The sequence below is a fragment of the Streptomyces sp. NPDC096339 genome (assembly GCF_044762985.1).
Classification (GTDB): domain Bacteria; phylum Actinomycetota; class Actinomycetes; order Streptomycetales; family Streptomycetaceae; genus Streptomyces.
The window spans coordinates 84,175-106,661 of record NZ_JBIWFI010000002.1 but is presented as its reverse complement, the minus strand read 5'-3'; the positions used below and the strand labels follow the sequence as shown (position 1 = coordinate 106,661).

Below are 22,487 nucleotides of genomic sequence, written 5' to 3'. Positions count from 1 at the left end.
GAACCGGATGCGGGACGGTATCCGGAAGCCGTCGCAGGGGAGGGGCCAGACGGCCTCCCGGCCACTCGGCCCGGTGATCGCGAAGGGTCCGCCGTGGCATCCGGGCGGCAGAACCGGCACTTGTCGGGTTACCGTTCGAGTGGCCGTTGCGGGCTTCCGCCGTTTGACACGGGGGCGGGTTGTACCGTCACACTCCGCAGCGTCGCCGTACCGCGACCGAGTGCCGACCGGAGAGAAGAGCCAAGTTGTCCCCGACTAGCGAGACCGCAAAGGGCGGCCGCCGACTCGTCATCGTCGAGTCCCCTGCCAAGGCGAAGACCATCAAGGGCTACCTCGGCCCGGGATACGTCGTCGAGGCGAGCGTCGGGCACATCCGCGACCTCCCGAACGGCGCGGCGGAGGTCCCCGACAAGTACACCGGCGAGGTCCGCCGCCTCGGCGTGGACGTCGAGCACGACTTCCAGCCGATCTACGTGGTCAACGCGGACAAGAAGGCGCAGGTCAGGAAGCTCAAGGACCTGCTCGCCGAGTCCGACGAACTCTTCCTCGCCACCGATGAGGACCGCGAGGGCGAAGCCATCGCGTGGCACCTCCAGGAAGTCCTCAAGCCCAAGGTCCCCGTCCACCGGATGGTCTTCCACGAGATCACCAAGGACGCGATCCGCGACGCCGTCGCCAACCCGCGCGAGCTGAACCAGCGCATGGTCGACGCCCAGGAGACCCGCCGCATCCTCGACCGCCTCTACGGCTACGAGGTCTCGCCGGTCCTGTGGAAGAAGGTCATGCCGCGCCTGTCGGCCGGCCGCGTCCAGTCGGTCGCCACGCGCCTCGTCGTCGAGCGGGAGCGCGAGCGCATCGCCTTCCGCTCCGCCGAGTACTGGGACCTGACCGGCACCTTCTCCACCGGCCGCGCCGGTGACGCCTCCGACCCGTCGACGCTGGTCGCCCGCCTGAACACGGTCGACGGCAAGCGCATCGCGCAGGGCCGCGACTTCGGCTCGAACGGGCAGCTCAAGGGCGAGGTGCTGCACCTCGACGAGACGAACGCGCGGGCGCTCGCCGCCGCGCTGGAGAACGCCTCCTTCACCGTCCGCTCGGTCGAGTCCAAGCCGTACCGTCGCTCGCCGTACGCCCCGTTCCGTACGACGACGCTCCAGCAGGAGGCCTCGCGCAAGCTGGGCTTCGGTGCCAAGGCGACGATGCAGGTGGCGCAGAAGCTGTACGAGAACGGCTTCATCACCTACATGCGTACGGACTCCACGACGCTCTCCGACACCGCGGTGTCGGCGGCGCGCGCCCAGGTCACGCAGCTCTACGGCGCCGACTACCTGCCGGAGAAGCCGCGCGTCTACGCGGGCAAGGTCAAGAACGCGCAGGAGGCGCACGAGGCGATCCGGCCTTCGGGTGATCGTTTCCGCACCCCGGCCGAGACGGGTCTGACCGGTGACCAGTTCCGCCTGTACGAGCTGATCTGGAAGCGGACCGTCGCCTCGCAGATGAAGGACGCGGTCGGCAACTCGGTGACCGTGAAGATCGGCGGCACCGCTTCGGACGGCCGCGACGCCGAGTTCAGCGCCTCCGGCAAGACGATCACCTTCCACGGCTTCATGAAGGCGTACGTCGAGGGCGCGGACGACCCGAACGCCGAGCTCGACGACCGCGAGAAGCGGCTGCCGCAGGTCGCGGAGGGCGACGCGCTCGCCGCCGAGGAGATCACGGCGGACGGCCACTCCACCAAGCCGCCGGCCCGCTACACCGAGGCCTCGCTGGTCAAGGAGCTGGAAGAGCGGGAGATCGGCCGCCCGTCGACGTACGCGTCGATCATCGGCACGATCCTCGACCGCGGGTACGTCTTCAAGAAGGGCACGGCGCTCGTCCCGTCCTTCCTGTCCTTCGCCGTCGTCAACCTGCTGGAGAAGCACTTCGGCCGGCTCGTCGACTACGACTTCACCGCCAAGATGGAGGACGACCTCGACCGCATCGCGCGGGGCGAGGCCCAGTCCGTGCCGTGGCTGAAGCGCTTCTACTTCGGCTCGGAGGACGCGAACGAGGTCGTGCCGGCCGACGGCGACGCGCTCGGCGGCCTGAAGGAACTGGTCACGGACCTGGGTGCGATCGACGCCCGGGAGATCTCCTCCTTCCAGGTCGGCGAGGGCATCGTGCTGCGGGTCGGCCGCTACGGGCCGTACGTGGAGCGCGGCGAGAAGGACGCCGAGGGCCACCAGCGGGCCGACGTACCGGACGACATGGCTCCGGACGAGCTCACGGTCGAATACGCGGAGGAGCTCTTCGCGAAGCCGAGCGGCGAGTTCGCGCTGGGCGCCGACCCGGTGAGCGGGAACCAGATCGTCGCGAAGGACGGCCGCTACGGGCCGTACGTGACGGAGATCCTCCCCGAGGGCACGCCGAAGACGGGCAAGAACGCGGTGAAGCCGCGGACGGCCTCCCTCTTCAAGTCGATGTCCCTCGACACGGTCACCCTGGAGGACGCGCTCCGGCTGATGTCCCTGCCGCGCGTCGTCGGCGCGGACGCCGAGGGCGTGGAGATCACGGCCCAGAACGGCCGCTACGGCCCGTACCTGAAGAAGGGCACGGACTCGCGGTCCCTGGAGACCGAGGACCAGCTGTTCTCGATCACCCTGGACGAGGCCCTCGCGATCTACGCGCAGCCGAAGCAGCGGGGCCGGGCCGCGGCCAAGCCCCCGCTGAAGGAGCTGGGCACGGACCCGGTCAGCGAGAAGCCGGTGGTCGTCAAGGACGGCCGCTTCGGTCCGTACGTGACGGACGGCGAGACGAACGCGACGCTGCGGCGGGACGACGACGTCGAGACGATCACGCCGGAGCGGGGTTACGAGCTGCTCGCGGAGAAGCGGGCGAAGGGCCCGGCCAAGAAGGTGGCGAAGAAGGCCCCCGCCAAGAAGGCCCCGGCGAAGAAGGCGACGGCGACCAAGACCGCCGCCAAGAAGACGACTGCCGCGGCGAAGAAGACGGCGGCCAAGAAGACGACGGCCACGGCGAAGAAGACGGTGGCGAAGAAGGCGACGGCCGCCCCGGCGGACGAGTAGCCACCGACCACCGACCGCCGACCGACTCAGGGCAGGGCCCCGTGCGACCCGCACGGGGCCCTGCCCGTTCCCGCCGCTCCAGCCCCGCCGGCGTTTGAGGCACGGCCGGATCCAGCCCCGCCGGCGTTTGAGGCGCGGGGTCTGGGGCGGAGCCCCGGGACGGCTCCGCGCAGCGGCATCGCGGGGGCCCCGGGAGGTGGGTGCGGGGTCACACCGGACCTTGTCCACAGGCCTCCGCAGCGGCCAAGCGCAGCGGATAGGCTGGGCGGATGACGCGAGCCGAGCAGCCAACGGTCGTGACCGCCGACGCGAACCCCACCTACGACGAAGCCCTAGCCGCGGATTCCCGCGAGCGAGCGGTGCGCGCACTCCTGCGCACTCCGAGGCTGCGCCGGCTGTGGAGCGCCCAGCTGGTGAGCGGCATCGGTGATGCCCTCGCCCTGCTGGTGCTGGTGCTGCTGGCCCTCCAGGCCGCCGTGCAGGAAGGTGCCTTCGGCGACGGATACCGCGGCGCGGCCCTCGCCGTCGCCGCCGTCTTCGGCGTACGGATCCTCGCCACCCTGCTCTTCGGCGCGGTCCTGCTCGGCCCCCTCTCCGCGCTCGTCGCCCCCGGCGGCAAGCTGGACCGCCGCTGGACGATGATCGGCGCGGACGGCGTGCGGCTCGCGCTCTTCGTCGTCGCCCCGCTCTGGCTCGACTGGGTCCCGGCGCAGGCGCTCACCGCGCTGCTGGCCACCGTCTTCGTCTCGGGTGCGGCCGAGCGGCTGTGGGGCCTGGCCAAGGACAGCGCCGCCCCCGCCCTGCTGCCCGCGCCGCCGCCGGAGGGGGCGACCGTACGGCCGCTCCCGGACCACCTCGACGCACTGCGGCGCCTGAACCTGCGTACGGCCTTCGCGGCGCTCCCCGCCGCCGCGGCCGTGCTGCTCGCCGCGACCCTGGTCGGCGAGGCCCTCGGTCTCGGCGTGGACTGGTTCGCCGAGAACCAGGCCGCGCTCGGCTCGTACGTGGCCTCCGGCCTCTTCGCGGCGTCGGTCTCGCTGCTGCTTCCGCTGGTGCTGCCCGGCACGAAGACCCCGCGGCCGCGGTCCCCCCTGGAGGGGCTGCGTACGCCCAAGGCGGGTGACCGCCCGGAGAAGGGGCGTACGGGAGCCGTCCCGCTGCTCGTCCTGGCCTCGGCCGCCGTCGCCGGAGCGGTGTCCTGCGCCGCCGCGGTCGCCGTACTGCACGCCTTCGACCTGGGCGGCGGCCCGGCCACCTTCGCGCTGCTCGTGCTCGCGCTGCTCGGCGGCACCGCCGCAGGGATCCGTGCCACGCAGGCCGGCAAGGTGCTGCCCGCCCTGTCCCGCCGTCGCCTGCTGGCCCTCGCCATAGCGGTGACCGGGCTCGCGCTGCTGCTGACCGGGCTCGTCCCGGACACCGCGACCGTCGTCTTCCTGTCGCTGCTCGCCGGTCTCGCCGCGGGCGTCGCCGCCAACACCGGCCACACGCTGCTGGACCAGGAGACCGAGGAGTTCCGCCGGGCCCGGGTCACCGAGCACCTCCAGGCGGTCGTACGGGTGGCCGTGGCCCTCGGCGCCGTCCTGGCCCCGGTGCTGGCCGCGGTGATCGGCCCGCACCGGCTCACCGCCGGCGAGATCGTCTTCGCGCACGGCGGGGCCGCCTTCACCCTGATGCTGGTCGGTGCCCTGCTGCTGCCCGTCGCCGTGGTGGTGCTCACCAAGGCCGACGACCGCGGCGGAGTGCCGCTGCGCCGCGACCTGCGCGAGGCACTGCGCGGCGGGGAGCCCGTACAGGCGGCGTCCGCCACCGGCTTCTTCATCGCCCTGGAGGGCGGCGACGGGGCCGGCAAGTCCACCCAGGTGGAGGCGCTGGCCGACTGGATACGGGGCAAGGGCCACGAGGTCGTGGTGACCCGCGAGCCGGGGGCCACCCCCGTCGGCAAGCGGCTCCGTTCGATCCTGCTGGACGTCTCCTCGGCCGGGCTGTCGAACCGCGCCGAGGCGCTGCTGTACGCCGCCGACCGTGCCGAACACGTGGACACCGTCGTGCGCCCCGCCCTGGAGCGCGGCGCCGTCGTCATCTCGGACCGCTACATCGACTCCTCGGTGGCCTACCAGGGCGCCGGGCGCGACCTGTCGCCGACCGAGATCGCGCGGATCTCGCGCTGGGCCACCGGCGGGCTGGTGCCGAACCTGACCGTGCTGCTGGACGTGTCGCCGGAGACGGCGCGGGAACGGTTCACGGAGGCGCCGGACCGGCTGGAATCGGAGCCGGCGGAGTTCCACCAGCGGGTGCGCGCCGGGTTCCTGACGCTCGCCGCGGCCGACCCCGGGCGCTACCTGGTGGTGGACGCGGGCCAGGACCCCGCCTCGGTGACCACCGTCGTACGCCACCGCCTGGACCGGATGCTTCCGCTCTCCGAGGCCGAGGTGGCCGCCCAGGCCGAGGCCCGGCGCCTCGCCGAGGAGGAGGCCCGCCGCAAGGCCGAGGAAGAGGCCGCGCGCAAGGCGGAGGAAGCCCGGCTGAAGGCCGAAGAGGAGGCCAGGCTCGCCCGCGAGGCGGAGGAAGCCCGGATCAAGGCCGAGGCGGAGGCCGCGCGCAAGGCCGAGGAGGAGCGGCTGCGCGCCGAGGAGGAGGCCCGCGCCCGGGCCGAGGCCGAGCGACTGCGCATCGAGGCCGAGGAGAAGGCCCGTGCCGCGGAGGCGGAGCGGCTGCGGAGGCAGGCCGAGGAGGAGGCCCGGCTGCGGGCCGAGGCCGAGGAACGGCGGCTGGAGAAGCAGCGGCGGGCGGAGGAGGCCCTGCTGAAGGCCGAGGAGGCGCGCAGGCTGGCCGAGGCCGCGAAGGCGGCGGCTGCGGCTGAGGCGGCGGCAGCTGCCGCGGCGGCTTCCGCTGCCTCTGCTCCGGTTGCTCCGGCGGCCCCCGCGGCTCCCACGGCCCCCTCGCCCAAGGTCGGCATGACGAAGGAGCCGTACCCGGACGACGCCGTGACGGTCGAGACCCCGATGGTCCAGCGGGACAAGCGGGTCGTGCGGCCGGACGACGTGACGCAGACCGTGCCGGTGCCGAAGATCTCGGCCCCCGACGCCGCCCCCGACGCCGCCCCCGCCGACGACGCCGCCCACGCGGACGCGGCGGAGACCGCGGTGCTGCCCCCGGTCAGGGCGACCGACGAGACGGCCGTACTGCCGCCCGTATCCCCCTCCGGCGCGGCCACCCCGCCACAGGCCAAGCAGGCCAAGGGCGGCTCGTCGGCCCACTCCGCCACGCGGCCGACGGCGCGGCGCCCCGAGGAGAACCCGGCCGACCGGGTGCCGCCGGGCATCTTCCGGGATTCGGCGAACGACCGGACGCGGGAGATCCCCGTCCTCGACGACTCCGGCCGGCCTCGCAGGCCGCGCCCGGACTGGGCCGAGGAGACCCCGCTGGACGATCTGCCGACGCTCGCGGACGAACTGCTCGGCCCGCACCGGGACGACGACGAGGACGGCCGCGGCCCGGGCCGTCGCCGCTGACCTCGGCGGGAGCCGGATTGTCAGTGCCGCGCGCCACAATGGGTGCACGGAGAGTGAAGTGAAAGGTGGTGGGCGGGATGCCCGTATGGGACGACCTGGTGGGACAGGAGCGGGTCCGGGCGCAGCTCACCGCCGCCGCCCGTGATGCCGACGCCCTGGTCACGGCCGCCGCCGAGGGGACCGAGCCGCCCGCGGCCTCCAAGATGACCCACGCCTGGCTGTTCACCGGGCCGCCCGGCTCGGGGCGGGCCACCGTGGCCCGCGCCTTCGCGGCGGCACTGCAGTGCACCAGTCCGGACCGTGCCCTCGGCGGCGAGCCGGGCTGCGGGTTCTGCGACGGCTGCCACACCACGATGGTCGGCACGCACGCGGACGTCTCCACGGTCGTCGCGGTCGGCAGCCAGATCCTCGTCGACGCGATGCGGGACACCGTCCGCAAGTCCTACACGTCCCCGGCCACGGGCCGCTGGCAGGTCATCCTGGTCGAGGACGCCGAGCGGCTGAACGAGAAGTCCGCCAACGCGGTCCTCAAGGCCGTCGAGGAGCCCGCGCCCCGCACGGTCTGGCTGCTGTGCTCGCCCTCCGTGGAGGACGTGCTGCCCACCATCCGCTCCCGCTGCCGCCACCTCAACCTCAGCACCCCCTCGGTCGCGGCCGTCGCCGACGTGCTGGTGCGGCGGGACGGCATCGAGCCGCCGGTGGCCCTGGCCGCGGCCAGGGCCACCCAGGGGCACGTCGACCGCGCCCGCCGACTCGCCACCGACGAGGGGGCCCGGGAGCGCAGGGCGACGGTCCTGAAGCTCCCGCTCCGGGTGGCCGACGTCGGCGCCTGCCTCAAGGCCGCCCAGGAGCTGGTGGACGCGGCCGCCGAGGACGCCAAGCAGGTGGCCGAGGAGGTCGACACCAAGGAGACCGAGGAGCTCCGGGCCGCCCTCGGCGCCGCAGCTGGCACGGGCGGGCGCATGCCGCGCGGCACGGCGGGCGTCATGAAGGAGCTGGAGGACAACCAGAAGCGCCGCCGGACCCGCACCCAGCGCAACAGCCTCGATGTGGCCCTCTCCGACCTGACCGGCTTCTACCGCGACGTCCTGGCCCTCCAACTGGGCTCCAACCTCGCCATCGCCAACGAGGACATACGACAGGACCTGGAGCGCGTCGCCCGCGCGTCCGGCCCGGAGCGGACCCTGCGCCGGATCGAGGCGATCATCGCCTGCGGGGAGGCCCTCGACCGGAACGTGGCCCCGCTCCTCGCGGTCGAGGCGATGACGATGGCACTGCGCGCGGGCTGACCGGGGACGCGACCGGTCGGAGGAGGTTGACCGGCTCACCCGTACGGGCGGACCGGCCGCCGGGGGCCGGGGCGGCCCGGTCCGTGTCCTGACCGCTCCAGGCCACGGAAGGCGCGCGGCCGTACGGGGCAGGGACGCCCGATGGCCGGGGCCGACAGGCCGTAGGCTCCTGGAATGGACACCAGTCGCCTGCTGCGTACGACCGGAACCGTGATCGCAGCCGCCGGGCTGCTCCTCTCCGGGTGCACCTCGGGCGGGTCGGGGGGACCGCGGGCCGCCGCGTCGTCCACCGGGCCCTCCGCCGCCCGGCCGTCCGTCGACGAGGCCGCGCTGCGCCCGTACTACGAGCAGAAGCTGAGCTGGCGGGACTGCGGTGTCCCCGGATTCGAGTGCGCCACCATGAAGGCCCCGCTCGACTACGCGGACCCCGGCTCGGGGCAGGACGTCGACATCGCCGTGGCCCGGCGCAAGGCCACCGGCCCGGGCAAGCGGCTCGGCTCGCTGGTGGTCAACCCGGGCGGCCCGGGAGGCTCCGGCATCGGCTACCTCCAGGCGTACGCGGGCATCGGCTACCCCGCGCCGGTCCGCGCGCGGTACGACATGGTCTCCTTCGACCCGCGAGGGGTGGACCGCAGCAGCCCCGTCGAGTGCCTGACCGGTCCCGAGATGGACAAGTACACCCAGGTGGACCAGACGCCCGACACCCCGGCGGAGCGTGCCGCCCTGGTGACGGCCTTCAAGGAGTTCGCGGCGGGCTGCGAGAAGCGCTCGCAGCGGGTCCTGCCGCACGTCTCCACGGTGGAGGCCGCCCGGGACATGGACCTGCTGCGTGCGGTGCTCGGTGACGAGAAGCTCAACTACGTGGGGGCCTCGTACGGGACCTTCCTGGGGGCGACGTACGCGGACCTCTTCCCGGACCGGGTGGGCCGACTGGTCCTGGACGGCGCCATGGATCCCTCCCGGAACGCGCTGGACCTCAACCGGGATCAGACGGCGGGCTTCGAGACGGCCTTCGCCTCCTTCGCGAAGGACTGCGCGAAGCAGCCGGACTGTCCGCTCGGCAAGGGGGACGTGTCGGCGATGGCGGAGCGCCTGAAGGAGTTCTTCCGCAAGGTCGACGCCCAGCCGGCGCCCACCGGTGACGCGTCCCGCCCGCTGGGCGAGTCCCTCGCGACGACCGGGGTGATCGCCGCGCTGTACGACGAGAGCGCCTGGCCGCAGCTGCGGGAGTCGCTGACCGCCGCCATGAACGGCGACGGGGCGGGCCTGCTGGCCCTCGCCGACAGCTACTACGAGCGCGAGCCGAACGGCAAGTACGCCAACCTGATGTTCGCGAACGCCGCCGTCAACTGTCTCGACCAGCCGCCGGCCTTCAGCGGCCCGGAAGCCGTGGACACGGCCCTGCCCTCCTTCGAGAAGGCCTCCCCGGTCTTCGGCGCCGGCCTGGCCTGGGCCTCCCTGAACTGCGCGTACTGGCCGGTGAAGGCGACGGGCACGGCGAAGCGGCTGGCGGCGAAGGGTGCCCCGCCGATCGTGGTTGTGGGCACCATCCGCGACCCGGCGACCCCGTACAAGTGGGCGCAGGCCCTGGCGGACCAGCTCGACTCGGGCACCCTCCTCACGTACGACGGCGACGGCCACACGGCGTACGGCCGGGGCAGCGACTGCATCGACACCTCGATCAACACGTACCTGCTCGAGGGCAAGCCCCCCACGAACGGCAAAAAGTGCTGACCCGCCCCCGCCCCCGCACAACCCGGTACGGGGCACCCTTCCAGACCCTGTAGACTTGGCGCCGCTGCTGATGAGAGCCCCTCTCCGAGGGAATACTTGTCTAACCAGCGGTGCCGCCTTAGCTCAGTTGGCCAGAGCAACGCACTCGTAATGCGTAGGTCTCGGGTTCGAATCCCGAAGGCGGCTCCAGCGAAGCCCCAGGAATCACTCAAGGTGACCTGGGGCTTCTGCCTTTTCCGGGTGCGCTGCCAGGCCGGGGATCACCCGGAGGGGGTCCGCCTGCGGGTGATCCGGGCCAGACGAGCCCAGCGGGCGAGGGCGCCGACGGTGAGCGAGACGATGATCGCGCCCCAGTCGATGACGTGGGGGAGGCCGGGGAAGAAGGCGAAGAACGCGAAGGACGCGGCGGTGCCGATGAGGAACGCGGTGATGCCGACGCGGCGGCGTTCGGCTTCCCGCGCCGGGCCTTCGGGGGTGGGCTCGTCGGTCACGTGCGGCTCACTTCGTGATGTGGTGGCACTGGCTGACCCGACGCACGCCGTTGATGCTGAGGTGTGCGCATGCCTTGCCGTAGCGCGGCAGTGTCTGGGGTGCGTTGTCGCGCATCGGGTGGATCTCGCACTCGGCGTGGGTCTTGCCGCGGGGGGTGCGGTAGGTCTTGTTGTCGGTGTCCGCGTGGCTGAAGTCGATGCGCCAGTTGCAGAAGCCCGAGTTGAGGGCTCCGACGAAGCCGCAGTCGACTCCCGCGTTCTGATAGGTGATCTTCTTGCCGTCCCCGCGGATGATGTGGGTGAACATGCAGCCCGTCGGGACCGTCATGGTGACACCGCCGACCTGGTAGTCGAAGCCGGCGACGGGAGTCGAGCCGATGGCACCGGCGTGTGCCTCGGTGGGAGGTAAGAGGGTCAGCAGGGCCGTTGTGCCGAGAGCCGTGATGATTCGGGTCGTGAAGAGCCTGCTTATTGGTGTCCCTTTCTGATGGTGTGTCTGCGGACTGGAACTGCTCCAATAGGCGCCGGGTGCCGCCCGCGTGAGGCAGTCCATCACGAAGAGTGATCACCGGATTGATGTGCTGACTGACCGCAACCGTCTTTGGTGGAGCGGGGCCGACCTGAACGGTGTCCAGCTGGGGAACGAGGCCCTCGGCGTAGGTCAGTGTCTGTCCCGAGCCTAAGCAGGCGCCCGCGCCGAACGGGACGGCAGGATGGTGATGTTGTCCCGCTCGGATTGGCGCAGCAGGTGCTCCAGCTGCGCCTTTGCCACCTGTGCTCCACCGAACCGCATCCGCGGGGCCGCTTCGTGCACGACGCCCGGGTCGGAGCCCGTACCTGTCCGTCCGCTTCCGGGACGGCGCGCTCCGCCTCACCGTTTACGACGGCCACGCACCTCATGCGCATCCCCGCGCACTGCGAGGCCCGTCGCCGGGCCGCCGCCGCGGGTCATGGGCGCGGTGGTGCGGGAGGGCGGCGGGGCTTGGGGTTTCGGGGAGTCCCGCGCGCCGGGCGGGGGCACCCGCGTCTGGGTGAACCTGCTCCGGCGCGGGGCAGCGGACTACCTTCGCGCCTGGCCTACGCGTGGGTGATGATGTTGGTGATGACCCAACCCGCCCATATCAGCGGTGCGATCGCGAGGTAAGCCATCGGGCGCTGGTGGACCGGCTTTCCCTCCGGGAGGCGGGTGCCGCCCGGCAGGGCCGGGCCCGGCGGTGTCAGAGCGGCGAGCTTGCGGCCGGCGACGAGGTTCCAGATCAGCGTGAACGGGCTGAAGAAGACCAGGGAGAACGGGGACCACCAGCCCAGTCCCATGGTGGCGGTCGTCATTTGACGGGCGACGGAGGTGCCGCAGGACTTGCAGAACGGCCCTTCGACCTTTTGGAAGCGCATCATGATCAGCAGCCCCTGATGGGCGCGGAAGGTCACCTTGGCGGCGGGCTGCGCGCCGCAACTACGGCAGAACGGGGCGCCGTGCTCCCATGCGGGGGCCCCGGGGTGGGCGGGTGCCTGCATCCCGGCCGGGGCACCGTGCGGCGGGTTCGTCGGGCCGTAGGGGTTCGTCGTGCCGTACGGGTTTGCCGTGCCGTACGGGTTGGGCTGCGGTGCGGCTGGAGTGGTCATGGGGAGGTCTCCCAGGGGTTGATCGGGGCAGGTAGGGGTGTGGCGGACGAGGAGTTGCCCGCGCTTTTCTGCTCGCTGAAGAGCAAAAGGTACTGAGGAACCGCCTGTTCTCCCTCTTCGGGGGCGGAGCAGTGGCCGGGTCGGCTGCGGCGGGCTGTCACGCGTCGAACTCGCCGTGCCGGCAGAAGTCGAGGAGGGCTTGGGGGAGGTTCTCGGTGCGGTCCTCGTCGGCGGTCCAGTACTCCTTGTGCCGGCGGATGGCGTCGGCCAGGGCGTCGTTGAACCTGGCGCGGTCGTGCGCAGGGAGCGGTAAAACATCATGATCGGCGGGTACTTGAGCTGGGTCATCTCCTCCGCGTCGATGACGCGGGCGTGCTCGGGAGCGCTCAGGTCCACGGCGTTCACGATGTGCGTGCGCGGGTTGTCACAGCGGAGCCGGAAGCTCTGGAGGGTCTCCACCCAGGCGTAGGCGTACTCGGCCGGCATGCCGCCGAAGTCACGCAGCGGGGAGACGGGGATCCGGGCGAGCATGTCGAGGCGGGCGGCGTCGTGGCAGATGATCGCGAGGTGGAAGGCGTCGATCCGGATGTTGGCGGTGAGGTGGTTCCGCGGCCCGTCGGTGGCGAGGTGGCGCTCCTGCCGGCGGATCCCTCAGGCGACCGTTTCCGGCGATCAGGTGGGGTAATCACCAGGTCGGCCGCGAGCCCACAGCAGCGCGTCCCTCATCCTGCGGGCACGTCCAGGCCCGGGGCGGAACTCGTGGTCGGGTACCGCTGCGGTCGCCGGGGCCGGGGGGCGGGGATAGCTTGGAGGAGCGGGGGTCGTCTGCGCTGTAGGAGGGCCCGCCATGGTGACACGCGTGCGCAGGGCGGCGGTCGGGCTGGCCGCTCTCGGAATGGCGGTGGTGCCCCTCGGGGCGACGGCCGGTACCGCCTGGAGCGCCCCGACGGCAGGGGCGTTCACGCCGGTCGCGGCGCCGGTCCGGGACGACGGGGACTTCGTGCAACTCACGCCCGCCGTGCAACGGCAGCTGGACCAGGCCGTGCGCAAGGTGATGGCCGAGGCACACGTACCCGGGGTGATGGTGCACCTGTCGGCGCCCGGCAAGGGCTCGTACGTGAAGGCCTTCGGGATCGCCGACAAGGCGACCCGCGCCCCCATGCGGACCGACATGCACATGCGGATCGGCAGCGTGACCAAGACCTTCACGGTGACGGCCCTGCTCCAACTCGTCGACCAGGGCAAGGTCGGTCTGGACGACCCCATCGGCAAGTACATCGCGGGGGTGCCCAACGGGGACCGCATCACTCTGCGCCAGCTCGCCGAGATGCGCAGCGGGCTGTTCAACTACTCCGAGGACCCGGGGTTCGACAAGGCGTTCTTCACCGACCCGGACCGGCCGTTCACCCCGCAGGAGCTGCTGGCGTACTCCTTCAAGCACCCGGTGATGTTCGAGCCCGGGGCGAAGTTCTACTACTCCAACACCAACCTGATCCTGCTCGGGCTGGTCGTGGAGAAGGAGACCGGGCAGCACCTCGACGACTACATCAACGACAAGGTCGTCGCGCCGGCGAAGCTGCCGAACACCCTCTTCCCCGTGGGCGCGGAGTTCCCCAAGCCGCACGCCCACGGCTACACGAACCAGACGCTGACCGGGAAGGTCGAGGACTCGACCGACTGGAACCCCTCCTGGGGCTGGGCCGCCGGAGCGATGATCTCCAACCTCGACGACATGACGTCCTGGGCGAAGACCCTGGCCACCGGGACCCTGCTGAAGCCCGCCACGCAGGCCCAGCGGCTCAAGGTCATCGGCGCCCTGCCGGGCACGGGCTACGGCCTGGGGATCTTCAACCTCCAGGGCTGGATCGGGCACAACGGCTCGCTGCCGGGGTACGAGGCCGTCGTCACCTACATGCCGCCGGCGCAGGCCACGATGGTCATCCTGTTGAACACCGACATCACCGCCGAGGGCGAGGAGCCGAGCACGCTGTTCGCCGAGGCCATCACCAAGATCGTGACGCCGGACCACGTCTACTCGCTGCCGGCGCAGTCCACCACCAAGTAGGGCGGTCGCGGGCCGCCATCGGGGGATGTCCGTCCCCGCGCGCACAATGGGTCCGGCGCGCAGGGACGGACGAAGGAGACGGGTGTGGGCGTTCACGAGCAGCAGGGCGAGCAGCATGGCGAGCAGCAGGTTGAGGTCCCGGTTCGGGTTCCGGGGATCGAACTGCGCGTGGCGGGTGAGGCCGACGTCGACGTGGCGGCCGGGCTGTTCCGCGGATACCTCGACTTCTACGAGGTGGAGGTGACCGATCCGGACCGGCCCCGCGCCTTCCTCGCCGAGCGGATCGCGAAGGACGAGTCGCTGATCCTGCTCGCCGACGCGCCGGGCGTCGGCACGGTCGGATTCGCCCAGGTCTACCGGGCGTTCTCGTCCCTCACCATGGACACCGCCTGGATCCTCAACGACCTGTACGTGGCCCCGGAAGGCCGCCGCACCGGCGCCGGCCGGGCCCTGCTGCGCGAGGTGCTGCGCCGGGCGCGGGAGGCCGGGGTGGCCGGGGTGCAGCTGGAGACCGCGTACGACAACACGGTCGCGCAGGGCCTGTACGAGGCGGAGGGCTTCGTACGCGAGGAGTTCCACGTCTACTTCCACGAACTCGGGTGAAACATTCCGCAGTCGCCGTCGCGTCGATGGGGTGAGACGACGCGAGGGGGAGCAGATGCGACAGGGTCGCAGAGACGGGTTCCGTGAGTTCGCGGAAGGCAGATCGGGGCACCTGTACCGGTCCGCCTGCCTGCTGGCCAGCGGGGACAGCCATCTCGCGGAGGACCTCGTACAGGAGACCCTGGGCAGGATGTACCTGCTCTGGGGGCGCGTTTCCCGTATCGACAATCCGGCGGCGTACGCGCAGACCGTGCTCGTACGTGCCTTCCTGACGCACCGGCGCCGGCGGTCGGCGGGAGAGCGCCCGGTCGGGGAGTTCCCCGAATCGGGCGCGGCCGCCGCCGGCTCCGGGGGCGGGGCCGGCGGCGGCGATCCGGCGTTGCGGCTGACGCTGCTGGAGGCGCTGGGGCGGCTCGCGCCCAAGGACCGGGCGGTGCTCGTGCTGCGGTACTGGGAGGACCGCAGCATCGAGGAGACCGCCGACGTGATGAACACCACCTCGGCGGCGGTCCGTACTCGGACCTCGCGGGCACTGGGCCGGCTCAGGGAGCAACTGGGCGGCAGCATCGGCGAGTTCGCGGGCCTTTGAGTGCTCTTCGCACCGTCTGAACACCCCCCTGAGAGCGGAAGGTTTGGTTCCCCATGTCCTTTGAAGACCAACTCGGCGAGGCCCTCCGGCGTGCGGGGGACGGTTTCACGACCGACCGGCACGCCCTCGTGGAAGCCGGTGAGCGGCGCGGACGTCGACTCGTGGCCCGTCGTCGGGCCGCGGTGATCGGCGGATCGGTGCTGTCCCTGGCCCTGATCGGCGGGGTCGGTGCCTATGCCGGAGGTGTGTTGGACGGAAAGGGCCGGGGCGAGGTCGCGGCGCCGGCGACGCCGTCGGACGGGCCGTCCGGCGTGAGCAGCTCTCCGTTCCCGCCGCCGCCGCCCGCCGGTGCCGGGACGTACTCCTCCGCACAACTGGCCGAGGTGTTCAGGGGCCTGCTGCCGGGTGGGACGCTGTCGGTCGACCATATGTCCGGTCCCGACAGCATGGGCACGCGGGTGACCGGGGTATACGACGACGGAAAGGGCAAAGCGGGGGTCGAGCTCTACCTGGGCCGGGATGCCCCCGTGCTGACTTACGGCTGCCCGAACGAGCCCCAGGTGGAGGAGAACGCCGGCTGCACGACGGAGCGACTGGCCGACGGTTCCTCATTGGAGATCTTGCGGAGCCACACGGTCTCTGACCTCGGCGTGGAGACCAAGCAATGGCGGGCCACGCTCAGGACCCCGCAGAGGTTCACGGTTTCGATAACCGAATGGAATAAACAGTCCGAGTCGGACGCGGCGATCACCCGTCCCACCCCCCCTCTGAACCAAGCCCAGTTGAAGGCACTGGTCACCTCGGACAAGTGGCACCCGGCACTCAAAGACCTGCCTGAGTCTTACTACGAACGGACCCGCCGGGAGGCCGGGATTTCGAACTAGGAGCGAACCGGACTACTTCGCGTCGGCGTAGCACTCCACGACCGCCGTCGTGAACGGAAACCGGACCGGGGTGTCGCCGAAGGTGATCCGCCCGGCCCGGTCACCGGCGGCCCGGATGGCCTCGGCGACGGCCTCCGCCTCCTCGGCCGGGCAGTGCACGATCACCTCGTCGTGCTGGAAGAACACCAGCTCGGCCCGCATCCCGGCGAGGGCCTGCCGCAGGGCCGCGAGCAGCAGCAGGGCCCAGTCCGCGGCGCTGCCCTGCACCACGAAGTTACGGGTGAAACGGCCGCGGGCCCGGGTGTTGGTCGAGGCGTAGCTCGGGGTCCAGCCCCCCTCCTCCCGGTCCTGCGGGATCCCCGCCTCGCCCTCCTCGGGGACCTGGGCCGGCGGCGGGCAGGTACGGCCCAGCCAGGTCCGTACGAGCCGGCCCTCCTCACCGGCCTTCGCCGCCTCGTCCACGTACGCCACGGCGCGCGGGAAGCGGCGGCGCAGGGCGGCGAGGTTCTTGAGGCCGTCGCCGGAGGTCTGGCCGTACACCGCGCCCAGCACGGCGATCTTGGCCTTGTCGCGGTCGCCGGAGAAGCCCTGGCGGGAGACGGCGGTGTAGAGGTCCTCCGGCCGCCCGGCCACCTCCATGAAGGCGGGGTCGCGGGAGATCGCGGCCAGTACGCGCGGCTCCATCTGGTCGGCGTCGGCGACGACGAGCCGCCAGCCGGGGTCGGCGACGACGGCCCGGCGGATCACCTTGGGGATCTGCAGGGCCCCGCCGCCGTTGGTGACCCAGCGGCCGGTGAGGGTGCCGCCGGGGATGAACTCCGGGCGGAAACGGCCGTCGTGGACCCAGTCCGCGAGCCAGCTCCAGCCGTGGGCGGTGTAGATCCGGTACAGCTTCTTGTACGCGAGGAGGGGCTCGACGGCGGGGTGGTCGAGCTCCTGGATCTCCCAGCGCCGGGTCGACTTCAGCTTGATGCCGGCCTCGGCGAAGGCCTTGATGACGTCGGCCGGCAGCTCGGGGCGCACCCGTCGGCCGAACGCGGCGGAGATCCGGTCGGCCAGCTCGGCGAGGCGGCGGGGCTCGCCGCCGCCGGCGTAGCGCTCGCCGAGCAGCTCGGTCAGCAGCGCCCGGTGCACGTCGGCCCGCCAGGGCAGGCCCGCGCGGTGCATTTCCGCGGCCACGAGGAAGGCCGCGGACTCGGAGGCGGTGAGCAGCCGCATACGGTCGGGGTGGGCGGTGGCGTCGATGCGTTTCGCCTGGTCGGCGTGGACGGCGAGCAGCGCGTCCAGGGAGACGGGGGCCGGGCGGGCGTCGAAGAGGGAGTCCTGGGTGCCGGGCTCGGCGGCGCGCTGCGGCGGATCCGGGGGTACGGGGCTGTTGGTGAGCCGGGCCCAGGCGGCGGCGGCCGAGCGGGGCTCGCCGGAGCGGCCCTCGTGGCCGAGGAGGAGCAGCTCGGCGTCCTCGACGTCGTAGCAGCGCTCCACGCGGACGCCGGCGGCGAGCAGGCGGGGGTAGACGGCGGCGGTGGACTGCCAGATCCAGCGGGTGCCGGGCCCGGCGGCGCGGATGGCCTCGGCGGGGTCGGTGACGCGGATACGTCTGGCCGCCGGGTCGATGGGCGCGGCGAGCCACGACCCGTCACCGTCCTCGGCGAGGGCCCAGCGCCCGGCGTTCTCGCTCACGGGTGCGAGTCTGCCACCGGGGTCTGACAGTGCGGCGGAGCCGGGGCGGGCCGGGTGCGGCGCCGCTGCCGGGGCGCTGCCCCGGACCCCGCCGGCGATCGAGGCGGGAACGGTGGAAGGGCGGGTAGGGGACCCGGCCCCGCGCAGCGGCCGCCGCCCGACGGGGTCCGGCGGAGCAAAGGGGGCATGCCAAGCTGGGGGGTGTGACTGACCTCGCCAAGACCGTCGATCGGGCCTTCGCCGCCGCCCTGTACGCCCAGGACGACGCCGGGCTGGACACCGGTGCCTCCGTCCTGGCGGCGGACCCGGCCGCCTGGGCCGGGGTCGGGCAGGAGCTGCTCGCGCGCGGGGAGTCGTACGTACGGCAGGCCTGGGAGCGCGGGTGGCAGCCGGCCGACCTGCTGCGGCTGGTGCGGCGGGACCTCGACGAGCGGCACATACGCATCACCGGCGACCTGATCGCCGGCGAGGCGCGCCGCTACGCCCGGCTCCCCGAGCGGTGGACCGAGGCCGAGGTGTGGTGGGCGGGTGACCAGGAGTACGCGCAGCAGCTCGCGCAGCGCGAACGGACGGACCGGTTCACCCTGGCGACCGCGCTGCTGGAGGTGTTCCGGCTGCTGATCCGGCTGCCCTCCATCGAACCGGTGGGCCCGCTTCCGGGCGACCCCCTGGACGAGCACGAACACGCGCACATCGAGCCCCGCATGCTGGGCCGCATCCGCGCCCTGCTCGCGAAGGCCGAGGCGACTACCTTCCCCGAGGAGGCGGAGGCACTCAGCGCCAAGGCCCAGGAGCTGATGGCCCGGCACACCGTGGACGAGGCGCTGCTGGCCGCGCGCGGCGGCCGCCCGACGCAGGTGCCGGGGGCCTGCCGGATCGGGGTCGAGCCGCCGTACGAGGAGGCCAAGGCGGTGCTGCTCGACGCGGTGGCCACGGCCAACCGCTGCCGGGCGGTGTGGAACAGCGCCTTCGAGTTCTCCACGGTGGTCGGCTTCGAGAGCGACCTGGAGGCGGTGGAGCTGCTGTACACCTCGCTGCTCGTGCAGGGCATGGCGGCGATGACCCGCGCGGAGGCCGCGCAGCGAGCCGGGGGGCGCAAGCGGACGAAGACCTTCCGGCAGTCCTTCCTGCTCGCCTACGCCAGCCGGCTCGGGCGGCGGCTGGCGGAGACCGCCGAGCACGCGGTGAGCGAGGCGCCGGACAACCTGCCGGCGCTGGTGGCGCGCGACGTGGCGGTCACCTCCCGGGCGGACGAGATGTTCCCGAAGACGACGACGACCCGGCTGCGGGGGGCCACGGACCACGCGGGCTGGGAGGACGGCACGGCCGCCGCGGACGCCGCGCACGTGGGCGGCCGGGGCAAACCGCTCCCGCGGTAGCCCTGCCCCGAGCCGTGTCGCGGTGCCGCTGCACAGGCGGTCCCGGGCAGGTGCGGCGCCGTTGAGGGGGCTCCGCCCCCGAGCCCCCGCGCCTCAAACGCCGGCGGGGCTGGATTTGCCCAGCCGCACCCGGCGGACGACAGGAGCCGAAATCCAGCCCCGCCGGCGTTTGAGGAGCGGGTCCGGGGCGGAGCCTCGGGTTGCCGCGGAGCCCCGGGTTGCCGCGGAGCGGTACTTCCAGCCCCGCCGGCGTTTGAGGCGCGGGGTGCCGGGGGCGGAGCCTCGGTGGCGGCGCGCGCAGGCCACCGAGTCAAAGCCGGGCGGACCGGGTAAAAAGGTACGCTCGGGAGTCATGGGCTGGCTCCGGGCGCTGAAGGTCACCGCCCGCACCGGCATGACCGTCGAGCGGACCCGGCTGGAGCCGCTCGTCGCGCTGCGCGCCACCCTCGGGCTGGCGATCGTCATCGGCGGGAGCCTCGCCCTCCTCGGGCCCGGCGCCGCGGCCAGTTCCGCCTTCGGCGCCTTCATGGCCGCCATCGCCACCTTCCAGCAGAGCTGGCGCCCCCGGCCCGTCCTGGCCCTGGCCTCCGGGCTGACCCTGGCGGTGTCCACCTTCGTCGGCTACCTCGTCGGCTCCTCCCACACCGTGCTCTTCCTCGCCCTGCTCGCCGTCTGGACCTTCGCCGCGGGGATGACGTGGGCCGCCGGCCCCACCGCCGGGATCATCGCCTCCGGCAACGTCGCGATCGTGCTGGTCACCGTCACCCTGCCGACGTCCGTGCCGCAGGCCGCCGGCCACGCCGCGATGATCGCCGTCGGCGGGGTGGTCCAGGCCCTGCTCATCGTGGTCTTCCCGGTCCGCCGCTGGGGCGCCCAGCGCGACGCCCTGGCCGACGCGCTCGCCGCCGAGGCCGACTACGCCCGGCGCCTGCGCGAGGACCCCGTCGCCCCGTTCGACCCCGAGCCCCTGATGCGGGCGCGGGCCGCCGCCACCGTGACCCCGCGCCAGGCCCGGCGGCGCCCCGTCGAGCTGCACGGGGCGCGGGGGCTCGCGGAGCGGATCCGGCCCGTGCTGGCCTCGCTCGCGGACCCGGCCGTCGGGGCCGACGCCGAGGGGCCCGGCCGGGAGCGGGTGCGGGAGCTGCTCGCGGCCGCGGGCGCCGTCCTGGACTCCGCGGCGCACGCGATCCGGCACGGGGAAGCGGTGGTCCTGCCCGCGCCCTCCCTCGCGATCCTCAAGTCCCCGGACACGGCGGACCTCCTCACCGGGGCGCCGCTGCGGGCCGCCCGCCGGCTCGCCGCCCTGCTGGACGACGTACTGGAAACCGCCCAGCCGGGATCGGGGCGCACGGCCGACCCCGGCGAGTCGATGCTGCGGCCCACCCTGCCGCGGCTCGCGCCGCTGGTGCTGAAGGCCGTACGGGCCGAGCTGCGCCCCGGGTCGCCCGTGCTGCGGCACGCGCTGCGGCTCACCGCCGTGGCCTGCGCGGGCCTGGCGATCGGCCGGGCGCTGCCCCTCGGGCACGCCTACTGGGCCCCGATGGCCTCCGTCATGGTCATGCGGCCCGACTTCAGCCAGACGTACTCGCGGGCCGTCGCTCGTTTCTGCGGCACCCTCGCCGGGGTGGCCGTCGCGACCGGGATCGTGCAGCTCGTGCACCCCGGCACGTACCTCTCCGGCTTCCTCGCCGTGGTCAGCGCGGGCCTGATGTACGTGCTGATGCGCACCGGGTACGCCGTCGCGCAGCTGTTCGTCTCCGCGTACGTGGTCTTCCTGCTCGGCATGGGCGGGGTCGGCTGGGACCAGACGGTGCCCGACCGGGTCGCGCTCACCCTCGTCGGCGGGCTGCTCGCGATGATCGGCTACGCGGTCTACCCGGCCTGGGAGACCCCGAGGCTGCGCACCCGCCTCGCCGACTGGATCGCCGCCGACGGGCGCTACGCGGCGGCCGTGCTGAGCCAGTACGCCGATCCGGCCGGCGCCCGCCGCTCCGACGTGCGCGAGGCCCTGCTGGCGGCCCGCGACGCCCGCGTCGCCTGGCAGGACGCGCTGGACCGGGCCGCCGGGGAGCCGGTGCGCCACCGGGGCCTGTCCCGGGCGGCCGCCGACGACGCGGGCGACGCCCTGGCGGCGCTGGGCCGCCACGCCATGCTCCTGGAGGCGCACTTCCCGGACCGCGCGCACGATCCGGTGCCGGGCGCGGCCGCCCTGGCGCATGCGCTGCGCACCGCCACCGAGGCGGGCGCGAAGGAGGTGCGCGAGTGGCGGGTCCCGTGCTGGGACGGGGTCAGGACGGTGCTGGCGGAGTGGGACGCTCCGCGGCCGGGGGTGCTGCGGGGAGCCGCCGAACAGCTGCTGGAGTCACTGGACGAGGTCTCCGAGGCGCTGCGCCCGTAGACATGTCGTGTCTGTGATCAAGGGACCACCCTCCGCGTGCACGTGCATCTGCCCATGCATGCGCTTATGAACACAGCTATGATCCGGTGCAGTTGACATCTGCACTATCGGGGGCTTCCTGTGGACCACGCGTACAACGGGATGGCAGCTGCAGAACTCGCTACCGCGTTCGGGCTGACCTGGCAGAAGAGCAGACACAGCAACTCGCAGGGATCCTGCGTGGAGTTCGCGAAGCTGCCGGGCGGCGATGTCGCCGTACGCAATTCGCGCTTTCCGGACGGCCCGGCGCTCATATACACACCGGCCGAGATAGAGGCCCTGCTCCTGGGCGTCAAGGACGGCGAGTTCGACCACCTGGTCGGCTGACCGGGCAGGCGAGGAACGGCGCACCCATCAAGCCATGCACGTGCACCGGCCGGGACCGATCGCAATGATCGGTCCCGGCCGGCCGGCGTATGTGAAACCCCGGGTCCGCGCGCCCGACTCAGTCGTGGAGCGCGCCCGACTCAGTCGTGGAGCAGGAACAGCGCCCAGACGACCTTGCCGGTCAGCCGCCCCGCGAGCGGGTGCCAGCCCCAGCTGTCGCTGTAGGCGTCCACGAGGAACAGCCCCCGCCCGGACTCCAGGTCGCAGTTCTCCTCGGCCCGCTCCGGCGAGAAGGCCCCGCCGGGCCGGTCCTCGCTGGGGTCGCGCACGGCGCAGACCAGGCGGGTGCTCCACCGCATCAGGTGCAGCCGCACCGACGGCTCCGGCTCGGCCTCCGGCCCTCGCGATTCCTCCGGCAGCGCATGGCGCAGCGCGTTGGTGACGAGTTCGGAGACGACCAGGGCCACGTCGTCGAAGCGCTCGTCGAGGCCCCACTGGGCCAGGGTCGAGCGGGTGAACGAACGTGCCCCGCGTACCGCGTCGAAGCGGGCGGGCAGGGCACATGACGCGGACCCGGAGACAGCCGTGGGGTCGACCGGGGGAAGCCCCTGCCGTAACGGCTCGAGCATGGTCGATCCATTCGTCCCCATGCGAGGCACTCCCGGGATTCGCGGGCGAAGCGGCGGCTTCGTCCAAAGAGAACTGCGGGGTGGGTCCGGCGCCGGCGCGAAGAGCACGCAGGTGCGCGGGGACCATCGTTCCGAATGGGAGAGCCGGATGCAAGGGCAGATGCACGTGCACGCGCCGGA

General features: G+C 72.8%; 17 protein-coding genes, 1 tRNA gene and 1 pseudogene. 12 read left to right on the top strand and 7 right to left on the bottom strand.

The window, feature by feature from the left end; genetic code table 11:
- Positions 1–245 precede the first annotated feature (245 nt).
- From topA to ACIQ5Y_RS03770, 5 genes are all read left to right on the top strand, one after another.
- A complete protein-coding gene (gene topA / locus ACIQ5Y_RS03790; protein ID WP_403874661.1) occupies positions 246–3,065 on the top strand; it encodes a type I DNA topoisomerase in 2,820 nt (939 codons plus the stop codon).
- 269 nt (positions 3,066–3,334) lie between these two features.
- Positions 3,335–6,577: a dTMP kinase gene (tmk, locus tag ACIQ5Y_RS03785; protein ID WP_403874659.1), complete on the top strand. Its 3,243-nt coding sequence runs from the start codon at positions 3,335–3,337 to the stop codon at positions 6,575–6,577.
- A 77-nt stretch (positions 6,578–6,654) separates the two neighbouring features.
- A complete protein-coding gene (locus ACIQ5Y_RS03780) occupies positions 6,655–7,866 on the top strand; it encodes a DNA polymerase III subunit delta' (RefSeq protein ID WP_403874657.1) in 1,212 nt (403 codons plus the stop codon).
- 174 nt (positions 7,867–8,040) lie between these two features.
- Positions 8,041–9,600 carry an alpha/beta hydrolase gene (locus ACIQ5Y_RS03775; protein WP_403874655.1) on the top strand — a complete coding sequence of 520 codons (1,560 nt, stop codon included), beginning with the start codon at positions 8,041–8,043 and terminating at the stop codon, positions 9,598–9,600.
- Positions 9,601–9,712: 112 nt separating this feature from the next.
- Positions 9,713–9,789 (top strand) — tRNA-Thr (locus tag ACIQ5Y_RS03770).
- Positions 9,790–9,860: 71 nt separating this feature from the next.
- On the opposite strand, the gene ACIQ5Y_RS03765 is transcribed toward ACIQ5Y_RS03770, so the two are convergent.
- The 5 genes and pseudogenes from ACIQ5Y_RS03765 to ACIQ5Y_RS03745 form a co-directional block, all read right to left on the bottom strand.
- Positions 9,861–10,091 (bottom strand): hypothetical protein, encoded by a 231-nt coding sequence (locus ACIQ5Y_RS03765; protein WP_403874654.1) that lies wholly within the window; start codon positions 10,089–10,091, stop codon positions 9,861–9,863.
- Between the two features lie 7 nt (positions 10,092–10,098).
- Complete coding sequence (locus tag ACIQ5Y_RS03760; RefSeq protein WP_403874652.1) at positions 10,099–10,419, bottom strand: hypothetical protein; 321 nt, start codon at positions 10,417–10,419, stop codon at positions 10,099–10,101.
- Between the two features lie 351 nt (positions 10,420–10,770).
- The gene (locus tag ACIQ5Y_RS03755) at positions 10,771–10,863 is read right to left on the bottom strand and encodes a hypothetical protein (RefSeq protein ID WP_403874650.1); all 93 of its coding nucleotides are present in this window, start codon (positions 10,861–10,863) and stop codon (positions 10,771–10,773) included.
- Between the two features lie 305 nt (positions 10,864–11,168).
- Positions 11,169–11,714 (bottom strand): hypothetical protein, encoded by a 546-nt coding sequence (locus ACIQ5Y_RS03750; RefSeq protein ID WP_403874648.1) that lies wholly within the window; start codon positions 11,712–11,714, stop codon positions 11,169–11,171.
- Between the two features lie 366 nt (positions 11,715–12,080).
- Positions 12,081–12,296, bottom strand: a pseudogene (locus tag ACIQ5Y_RS03745) (Imm49 family immunity protein); the annotation flags it as partial.
- Positions 12,297–12,561: 265 nt separating this feature from the next.
- Here ACIQ5Y_RS03745 and ACIQ5Y_RS03740 point away from each other — a divergent pair.
- From ACIQ5Y_RS03740 to ACIQ5Y_RS03725, 4 genes are all read left to right on the top strand, one after another.
- A complete protein-coding gene (locus ACIQ5Y_RS03740; protein WP_403874646.1) occupies positions 12,562–13,779 on the top strand; it encodes a serine hydrolase domain-containing protein in 1,218 nt (405 codons plus the stop codon).
- Positions 13,780–13,863: 84 nt separating this feature from the next.
- Positions 13,864–14,382, top strand: coding sequence for a GNAT family N-acetyltransferase (locus tag ACIQ5Y_RS03735; protein WP_403874644.1), 519 nt, complete (start codon positions 13,864–13,866; stop codon positions 14,380–14,382).
- Between the two features lie 55 nt (positions 14,383–14,437).
- A complete protein-coding gene (locus ACIQ5Y_RS03730; protein ID WP_403874642.1) occupies positions 14,438–14,971 on the top strand; it encodes a SigE family RNA polymerase sigma factor in 534 nt (177 codons plus the stop codon).
- Positions 14,972–15,024: 53 nt separating this feature from the next.
- Positions 15,025–15,855 (top strand): hypothetical protein, encoded by an 831-nt coding sequence (locus ACIQ5Y_RS03725; protein WP_403874640.1) that lies wholly within the window; start codon positions 15,025–15,027, stop codon positions 15,853–15,855.
- A gap of 12 nt (positions 15,856–15,867) precedes the next feature.
- Here ACIQ5Y_RS03725 and ACIQ5Y_RS03720 read toward each other — a convergent pair whose 3' ends face one another.
- Complete coding sequence (locus ACIQ5Y_RS03720; protein ID WP_403874639.1) at positions 15,868–17,535, bottom strand: bifunctional 3'-5' exonuclease/DNA polymerase; 1,668 nt, start codon at positions 17,533–17,535, stop codon at positions 15,868–15,870.
- 194 nt (positions 17,536–17,729) lie between these two features.
- Between ACIQ5Y_RS03720 and ACIQ5Y_RS03715 the strand changes: the two genes are divergently transcribed.
- The 3 genes from ACIQ5Y_RS03715 (at position 17,730) to ACIQ5Y_RS03705 (ending at position 21,678) form a co-directional block, all read left to right on the top strand.
- A complete protein-coding gene (locus ACIQ5Y_RS03715; protein WP_403875652.1) occupies positions 17,730–18,914 on the top strand; it encodes a DUF2786 domain-containing protein in 1,185 nt (394 codons plus the stop codon).
- A gap of 352 nt (positions 18,915–19,266) precedes the next feature.
- Positions 19,267–21,312, top strand: a complete 2,046-nt coding sequence (locus ACIQ5Y_RS03710; protein ID WP_403874637.1) for an FUSC family protein — start codon at positions 19,267–19,269, stop codon at positions 21,310–21,312.
- Between the two features lie 120 nt (positions 21,313–21,432).
- Positions 21,433–21,678, top strand: coding sequence for a DUF397 domain-containing protein (locus ACIQ5Y_RS03705; protein WP_403874635.1), 246 nt, complete (start codon positions 21,433–21,435; stop codon positions 21,676–21,678).
- Between the two features lie 140 nt (positions 21,679–21,818).
- Here the strand turns inward: ACIQ5Y_RS03705 and ACIQ5Y_RS03700 are convergent, their stop codons facing one another.
- Positions 21,819–22,307, bottom strand: coding sequence for an ATP-binding protein (locus ACIQ5Y_RS03700; RefSeq protein ID WP_403874633.1), 489 nt, complete (start codon positions 22,305–22,307; stop codon positions 21,819–21,821).
- Positions 22,308–22,487 lie beyond the last annotated feature (180 nt).

Bases quoted from the DNA above. Each gene is read 5' to 3' on its own strand.
- tmk (WP_403874659.1), top strand. From the start codon at position 3,335: ATGACGCGAGCCGAGCAGCCAACGGTCGTGACCGCCGACGCGAACCCC.
- ACIQ5Y_RS03780 (WP_403874657.1), top strand. From the start codon at position 6,655: ATGCCCGTATGGGACGACCTGGTGGGACAGGAGCGGGTCCGGGCGCAG.
- ACIQ5Y_RS03775 (WP_403874655.1), top strand. From the start codon at position 8,041: ATGGACACCAGTCGCCTGCTGCGTACGACCGGAACCGTGATCGCAGCC.
- ACIQ5Y_RS03760 (WP_403874652.1), bottom strand. From the start codon at position 10,419: ATGACGGTCCCGACGGGCTGCATGTTCACCCACATCATCCGCGGGGAC.
- ACIQ5Y_RS03750 (WP_403874648.1), bottom strand. From the start codon at position 11,714: ATGACCACTCCAGCCGCACCGCAGCCCAACCCGTACGGCACGGCAAAC.
- ACIQ5Y_RS03740 (WP_403874646.1), top strand. From the start codon at position 12,562: ATGGTGACACGCGTGCGCAGGGCGGCGGTCGGGCTGGCCGCTCTCGGA.
- ACIQ5Y_RS03730 (WP_403874642.1), top strand. From the start codon at position 14,438: ATGCGACAGGGTCGCAGAGACGGGTTCCGTGAGTTCGCGGAAGGCAGA.
- ACIQ5Y_RS03725 (WP_403874640.1), top strand. From the start codon at position 15,025: ATGTCCTTTGAAGACCAACTCGGCGAGGCCCTCCGGCGTGCGGGGGAC.
- ACIQ5Y_RS03710 (WP_403874637.1), top strand. From the start codon at position 19,267: ATGGGCTGGCTCCGGGCGCTGAAGGTCACCGCCCGCACCGGCATGACC.
- ACIQ5Y_RS03700 (WP_403874633.1), bottom strand. From the start codon at position 22,307: ATGCTCGAGCCGTTACGGCAGGGGCTTCCCCCGGTCGACCCCACGGCT.